This is a genomic window from Helicobacter sp. WB40 (assembly GCF_027859275.1).
In the GTDB taxonomy this organism is placed as follows: Bacteria; Campylobacterota; Campylobacteria; order Campylobacterales; family Helicobacteraceae; genus Helicobacter_D; species Helicobacter_D ibis.
In genome coordinates this window covers 190,961-197,414 of the sequence record NZ_JAQHXS010000002.1, presented here as the reverse complement: position 1 = coordinate 197,414, position 6,454 = coordinate 190,961, and the positions used below count along the sequence as shown (strand labels likewise).

General features: G+C 33.5%; 7 protein-coding genes. 5 read left to right on the top strand and 2 right to left on the bottom strand.

The genetic code is table 11. From position 1 onward, the window contains the following. Positions 1-1,477: beta strand repeat-containing protein (locus PF022_RS02460; protein WP_271022679.1), on the bottom strand; the 1,477-nt coding region annotated here is incomplete at its 3' end. Positions 1,478-1,601: 124 nt separating this feature from the next. On the opposite strand from PF022_RS02460, the gene rplI reads away from it, so the two are divergent. From rplI to PF022_RS02435, 5 genes are read left to right on the top strand one after another with little or no spacing between them, the layout of a single operon-like run. Beyond that, positions 1,602-2,045, top strand: a complete 444-nt coding sequence (gene rplI, locus PF022_RS02455; protein ID WP_271022678.1) for a 50S ribosomal protein L9 — start codon at positions 1,602-1,604, stop codon at positions 2,043-2,045. Further along, positions 2,045-2,578, top strand: a complete 534-nt coding sequence (gene hslV, locus PF022_RS02450; protein WP_271022677.1) for an ATP-dependent protease subunit HslV — start codon at positions 2,045-2,047, stop codon at positions 2,576-2,578. The genes rplI and hslV overlap by 1 nt, the downstream gene beginning before the upstream one ends. Continuing rightward, positions 2,578-3,912 carry an HslU--HslV peptidase ATPase subunit gene (gene hslU / locus PF022_RS02445; RefSeq protein WP_271020685.1) on the top strand — a complete coding sequence of 445 codons (1,335 nt, stop codon included), beginning with the start codon at positions 2,578-2,580 and terminating at the stop codon, positions 3,910-3,912. The genes hslV and hslU overlap by 1 nt, the downstream gene beginning before the upstream one ends. Then, positions 3,912-4,799, top strand: coding sequence for a GTPase Era (era, locus tag PF022_RS02440; RefSeq protein WP_271022675.1), 888 nt, complete (start codon positions 3,912-3,914; stop codon positions 4,797-4,799). Before hslU ends, era begins: the two co-directional genes overlap by 1 nt. 9 nt (positions 4,800-4,808) lie before the next feature. Further along, positions 4,809-5,792, top strand: coding sequence for a L,D-transpeptidase Cds6 family protein (locus tag PF022_RS02435; RefSeq protein WP_271022673.1), 984 nt, complete (start codon positions 4,809-4,811; stop codon positions 5,790-5,792). Positions 5,793-5,795: 3 nt separating this feature from the next. On the opposite strand, the gene rdgB is transcribed toward PF022_RS02435, so the two are convergent. After that, entirely contained in the window at positions 5,796-6,398 is a 603-nt protein-coding gene (rdgB, locus tag PF022_RS02430) for an RdgB/HAM1 family non-canonical purine NTP pyrophosphatase (RefSeq protein ID WP_271020688.1), read from the bottom strand. Positions 6,399-6,454 lie beyond the last annotated feature (56 nt).

Here is a 6,454-nt window from a genome sequence, read left to right as displayed (position 1 = left end):
CAACACCAGCAGCAGTATTAGCACCTGAACCAATAGAACCTGTATTTACTAGGGTATTAATTGTGCCATATGAAGAAGTGCCACCATTTACTATTGTTGTTATTTTACCAGCATTATTTAATGTGCCAATATATGCATTCGCAGCGGCAGCAGCATTTGTAATACTAGAAATAAACCCTGTTTTTGAGTTAGTGAAGTTAGTAATGTTACCACTATTTTCAAATCCAGTTTTTGTATCTATCTTACCATTATTAGTAAAGTTTTCAATAATACCTTCATTTGTAACGCTTATAGAACCAGAAGCACCTTCAGCTTTAATGGTACCATTGTTAATCCAATTAGCAATACTACCAGTATTTGAAATAATAGCAGAGCCTGATGACACATCTAAGGTAACACCATTAGCTATTTCAAAAGTACCTAATGTACCAGAGTTAGAGATTTTTAAATTAGAAGAACCTTTGCTTACTTTGTTATCACCAGCTCCTAGTGTTATGTTACCATTAAGTTTCAAACCTTCTAACATACCGCTATTAGATATGTCTAGAGTATGAGAACCAGATTCACTAAGAATATCTACTTTTCCTAATGTCATATAGCCTTTAATAGTGCCTGAATTTCCGATATTAACTGAGCCACCACTTACACCATTGCTCTTAAAGTCAATTGATCGGATATTCATATCACCATTAATTGTACCTTCATTTTTTATGCTTGCTGTTACTTTACCAAAATCACCAGCACCACTAACATTGTAAACAACTAGCTCATCAATATTTACAGAACCTTTAATTGTAGCATTTGCTACATTATTTAGAGTAAAAGTAGCGTCTCCAGAACCATTTACTATAGCTACATTTACCTTATTAAGCACTATATTGCCACCGATTGTACCAGCATTAGTGATAGATACACTAGCACCAGAACCTTTTTTGCTTGTGCTAACATCTACAAGTTTAGCAGAAAAATCACCTTCTATAGTTCCATTGTTAGTTATTACCGCATTAGCTCCGCTATTAGTTGGATTTACACCTATTTTATCAAAATGTAAATAACCCATAGATCCATCATTTTTGAAAGTAGCAGTTTCACCACCAGATACGATGAAATTCTTGATCTCCACTCCACCAGTTATGGTTCCTTGATTTAGAAAAGTACCAGAGAAACCACCAGAGTGAGCTTTACCTACATTGCTATTATCTGGGCTCACACTATCTGTGATGCTTCCTATGGTAACGCCACTATTTATAGTGATATTTTTACCACCGCTGAAGCCATTTATATCAAGTGCGGCTCCAGATATAGGACCTGTAATAACAACATCTGAGCTACCAGTTACAACAGTCTTATCAGCATTGCTCTGATCTACACCAGTATTTGTAGCATTAGCAAACGTAGCTAATGCAGATACACATGCTAGTGATAACACTAGTCTCTTCTTACTTGCTGTGAATTTTTTATTAGTCTTTTTCTTCACAATCTTCTCCTTTTAGAAATTTAATAAAGACTACAATTTTAGTAAAACGAAACTAAAAAATATATAAAAGTTAATAAAGATAATGCTAAAATATTTGAACGAAAAATAGTAATAGGAGTTTGTTTTGAAAGTATTATTATTACAAGATGTAAGAGGACTTGGCAAGAAAGGCGAAGTATGCGAAGTAAAAGATGGCTATGGAAAAAATTTCCTAATAGCAAAGGGAATGGCAAGTGCTGCTACAAATGAAGTTATAAATAAATATAAAGCAATGCAAAAGAAGATAGCGGAAGAAAATGCTGAACAAAGATCGCTAATGGAAATGACTGCTAAGAAGATAGAAGAAATAACTCTAAAAATAGTCCAAAAGGTAGGTGCAAATGGTTCGCTATATGGAGCTATAACAAAAGAAGATATAGCAAATGCACTAAGTGAATATAGAGTAGAGATAGATAAGAAAAGTATAGAACTAAAGTCTCCTATAAAATCTACTGGAATCTATGAAGTAGAGGTAAAGCTAGGTCATGGGATTAATGCTAAGTTAAAAGTAGATGTGGAGGCTAAGTAATGTTTCATGCTACTACTATATTAGCCTATAGAGGCGATGGATATGCGGTGATTGGCGGAGATGGACAGGTTACTTTGGGAAATTGTGTTTTTAAGGGTAATGCTACAAAGATTAGAACTCTATGTGGAGGTAAGATTCTAAGTGGGTTTGCTGGTAGCACTGCTGATGCATTTACTTTGTTTGAGATGTTTGAGAGAATCTTAGAGAACAAAAAGGGAGATTTGTTAAAGTCTGTAATGGAATTTTCTAAAGAATGGAGAAAGGATAAGTATCTAAGAAGATTAGAAGCTATGATGATAGTATTAAATAAGGAACACATATATATACTAAGTGGAACTGGAGATGTAATAGAGCCAGAAGATGGGAAGATAGCTGCTATTGGTAGTGGTGGGAACTATGCGTTATCTGCTGCTAGGGCATTAGATAGATTTGGAAAGCTAGAGTCAAAAGAAATAGTTTTAGAATCTCTAAAAATAGCTGGTGAACTATGTATATATACAAATAATAATATAAAAATTTTGGAGCTTAAATAATGGAAAATGCAAATATGACGCCTAGAGAGATTGTAGCTTATTTAGACGAATACATTATAGGGCAAAATGAGGCAAAAAGGGTGGTAGCCATAGCTTTAAGAAATAGATATAGAAGATTGCAACTTCCAAAAGATATTCAAGAAGAAGTAATGCCAAAAAACATACTAATGATAGGTTCAACTGGTGTGGGTAAAACAGAAATAGCAAGGAGAATGGCAAAGATAATGGGGCTTCCTTTTGTTAAAGTTGAGGCTAGTAAATATACTGAAGTTGGGTTTGTCGGTAGAGATGTGGAATCTATGGTTAGAGATCTAGTTTTTGCTTCTATTGCATTAGTAAAAGAGGAGCAAAAAGAAAAAAATGCCGAAAAAATAGAAGATTATGTATTAAACAAAATAGTAGAAAAGCTAATACCACCGCTACCAAAAGGTGCTAGTGAGCAGAAGGTGGAAGAATATAAAGTAGCTAGTGAGAGAATGAAAAATAGAGTAATAAATGGTGAGATGGATAATTTAAAAATAGAGATAAATACTCCAAAAAGACAAGTAGAAGTCGAAGATGGAAATGTGCCTGTTGAGATAATTAAGGTGCAAGAGACGATAGCTAAGGTTTTTAGTGCGTCAAAAGAGAATCCTAAAAAAGAAGTAACAATTAAAGAAGCAAAGGATTTATTAAAGATTGAAGCTAGTGAATCTCTGCTAGATATGGAGAGTATCAAGCAAGAGGGAATAAAGAGAGCGGAGAATAGCGGGATAATCTTCATAGATGAGATTGATAAGGTTGCTGTTAGTTCAAACTCTCAAGGTAGGCAAGATCCTAGTAAAGAGGGTGTGCAAAGAGATTTATTGCCTATTGTTGAGGGGAGCTTGGTAAATACAAAATATGGTAGTGTGAAGACTGATCATATATTATTTATCGCTGCTGGTGCATTTAGCCTTAGTAAGCCTAGCGATTTGATAGCCGAGCTTCAGGGGAGATTCCCATTAAGGGTGGAGCTAGATAGCTTAGATGAAGAGGCGTTATATAAGATTCTAACACAGACTAAGAACTCTATTTTACGACAATATGAAGCATTACTTGGGGTTGAGAATGTGAAATTAATTTTTAAAGATGAGGCAATAAGAGCGTTAGCTCACTACTCTCAAATGGCAAATGAAAAAACTGATGATATAGGCGCTAGAAGATTGCACACGGTGGTTGAAAGAGTTATAGAGGATATTAGCTTTGAAGCTGAAAAGTATAGCGGAGAGAGTGTGGAAATCACTGAATCTTTAGTAAAAGAAAAGCTAGATGTATTAGTAGAAGATAGTGATGTTACTAGGTATATATTATAATGGATAGCAAGGCTGGATTTGTTGCATTACTTGGGAGACCTAATGCTGGGAAAAGCACTCTATTAAATGCACTTTTAGGAGAGAGATTAGCACTTGTATCGCACAAGGCAAATGCGACTAGAAAGAGACTAAATGTAATTGTCATGTGGGAGGATACACAAATAATATTTGTCGATACTCCCGGGATTCATAAACAAGAAAAACTACTTAATGAATATATGCTAAAAGAAGCACTAAAGGCGTTAGATGATTGTGATTTTTTAATCTTTTTAGCTCCTGCTAGTGATAGAATTTCGTTTTATGAAGAGTTTTTGGAGTTAAATAAAAATAAAAAAAAGCATATCTTGGTCCTTAGCAAAGCTGATATGGTGAGTAAAGATGAGCTTTTATCAAAGATAAAAGAATATGAAAAATATAGTGGTGTATATGAAGAGTTAATACCAGTATCTTATAAAGATGATAAAAGCTTGGAGAGTTTGCTAAAAGCAATATCCAAATATATACCACAAAATCCATACTACTATGATCAAGAGATTCTAAGTCCTGAATCTACAAAAGAAATAGTAAAAGAGATAATAAGGGAATCTTGCTTTGCGTTTTTGAGTGATGAACTACCTTATGAGAGTGATGTGATGATAAATAAATATACAGAAAAAGAAAGTGTAGATGTAATAAGAGCTACTATAATCGTGCTAAAAGATAGTCAAAAGGGGATAGTAGTCGGAAAGGGTGGTGCTACAATAAAAAGGATAGGCAAGGATTGTAGGGTTAAGATTGAAAGATTTTTAGGCAAGAGGGTGTATTTGGAGTTGTTTGTTAAGGTAGTGCCAAATTGGTCTAAAGAGAAAGAAATGCTAAAAAAAGTTGGCTATAATTTCGATTTTTAAGGAGTTTGTATGAAAGTTGTGTTGTTTTTATTTCTTAGCATTTTTGTTTATGCAAATGAATATGCTTGGATTGAAACTTACAGAAATGGCGGAGTTAGCGCATTAGAGACAAAAATAGATGAAACTCTGCAAAGTAGGGAATATTGGAAATATGCACTAAAAGATAAAGATGTGCGATATGGATACTATGAGAGTGTTAATTTCTTGTTTGTGGCGACTAAAGATTCTCCTAGTTTGGAGAAGCCAAAGCTAAAGTTGTATAGCATGGATAATGGCAAATGGGTGGAGAAGATAAATGTAAATAGCCTGGTTGGTTCAAAAGGTGGGCATAAGCAAAAAGAAGGAGACTTAGCCACCCCAATTGGTGTATATGAGCTAAAGGCTAGACTTAGTGGGCTAGATCAATATTATGGTCCATTGGCCTATGATACTTCATATCCAAATCTATATGATAAGCTACATAAAAGAACGGGATATGGGATATGGATTCATGGTATGCCACTAAATGGAAATAGAGAAGAGCTAAATACTAGAGGTTGTATTGCTATTGAAAATAATTTTTTAACACAAGTTGATGGCTTAATAAATCACAAAGAAGCATTATTAATCACATATGACAATAAGATTAAAGAAACAAATATAGATGAGCTTTCAAGCATACTTGCAAACTTGTTTGCATGGAAAGAGGCATGGAAGGTGAATGATATTGAATCTTATCTGAGCTTTTATAGTAAAGATGAGTTTATTAGGTTTGATGGTGCTAGATTTGATGAATTTGCAGAGAATAAAAGAAGAATCTTTAACAAAAAAGAAGATAAAACAATAACTTTTAGCAAAATAAATGTATCTCCATATCCAAATGATGGAAATAGAAATATGTTTAGAATTAGTTTCTTTGAAGATTATAAAGCACCTAGCTATTCTTTTAGGGGAACAAAAGAATTATACGTGTTATTGGATGGTGAAAAGATTCAAATATTAGCAGAGAAGTAAAGGCTAATTGCCTATTGCTTCTATTATATACTTAGCTAGTTTTAGTGCTTTGTATCTATGTGATATTTGATTTTTTTCTTGTGCTGATAGTTCTGCTAGGGTTTTATTAAAGCCATTTGGGATAAATATCGGATCATATCCAAAGCCATTTTCTCCTCTTTTTTCTGCTATTACAAATCCATGCATGAATCCATGTGTGCTAAAGTCTCCAAAAAAGCTACTAATTGCTATACACGCACAATAGTGTGCCTTTGAAGTTTGGGATTCAAATCTTTTTACTTCATTTATTAGCTTTTCTAAATTATCTTTTGAATTTCCACCGCTATATCTTGCACTATAAATTCCCGGAGCTCCATTTAATAAATCCACACAAATACCACTATCATCAGATATGACAATATCCGTTTTGTGTAATAGATTCTGTGTTTTTAGAGTGTTAAATACACATTTTGATTTTATTAGTGCATTTTCTTTAAAGCTATTTCCATTTTCTTCTATTTCAAAACTTGGTATTAATTCATCAAAACATAAAACTTGAAAATTATTGTAGATTTCTCTGATTTCTTTTATTTTGTCTTTGTTGGAACTTGCTAAAATTATTCTCATTGTTGCCTCGTTTAAACTAGTTTAGATACAATTTTGCTTCACATTTTATCAAAAAT

Excerpts from the sequence above, each read along its gene's own strand:
- hslV (WP_271022677.1), top strand. The coding sequence starts at position 2,045 with ATGTTTCATGCTACTACTATATTAGCCTATAGAGGCGATGGATATGCG.
- era (WP_271022675.1), top strand. The coding sequence starts at position 3,912 with ATGGATAGCAAGGCTGGATTTGTTGCATTACTTGGGAGACCTAATGCT.
- rdgB (WP_271020688.1), bottom strand. The coding sequence starts at position 6,398 with ATGAGAATAATTTTAGCAAGTTCCAACAAAGACAAAATAAAAGAAATC.
- hslU (WP_271020685.1), top strand. The coding sequence starts at position 2,578 with ATGGAAAATGCAAATATGACGCCTAGAGAGATTGTAGCTTATTTAGAC.
- PF022_RS02435 (WP_271022673.1), top strand. The coding sequence starts at position 4,809 with ATGAAAGTTGTGTTGTTTTTATTTCTTAGCATTTTTGTTTATGCAAAT.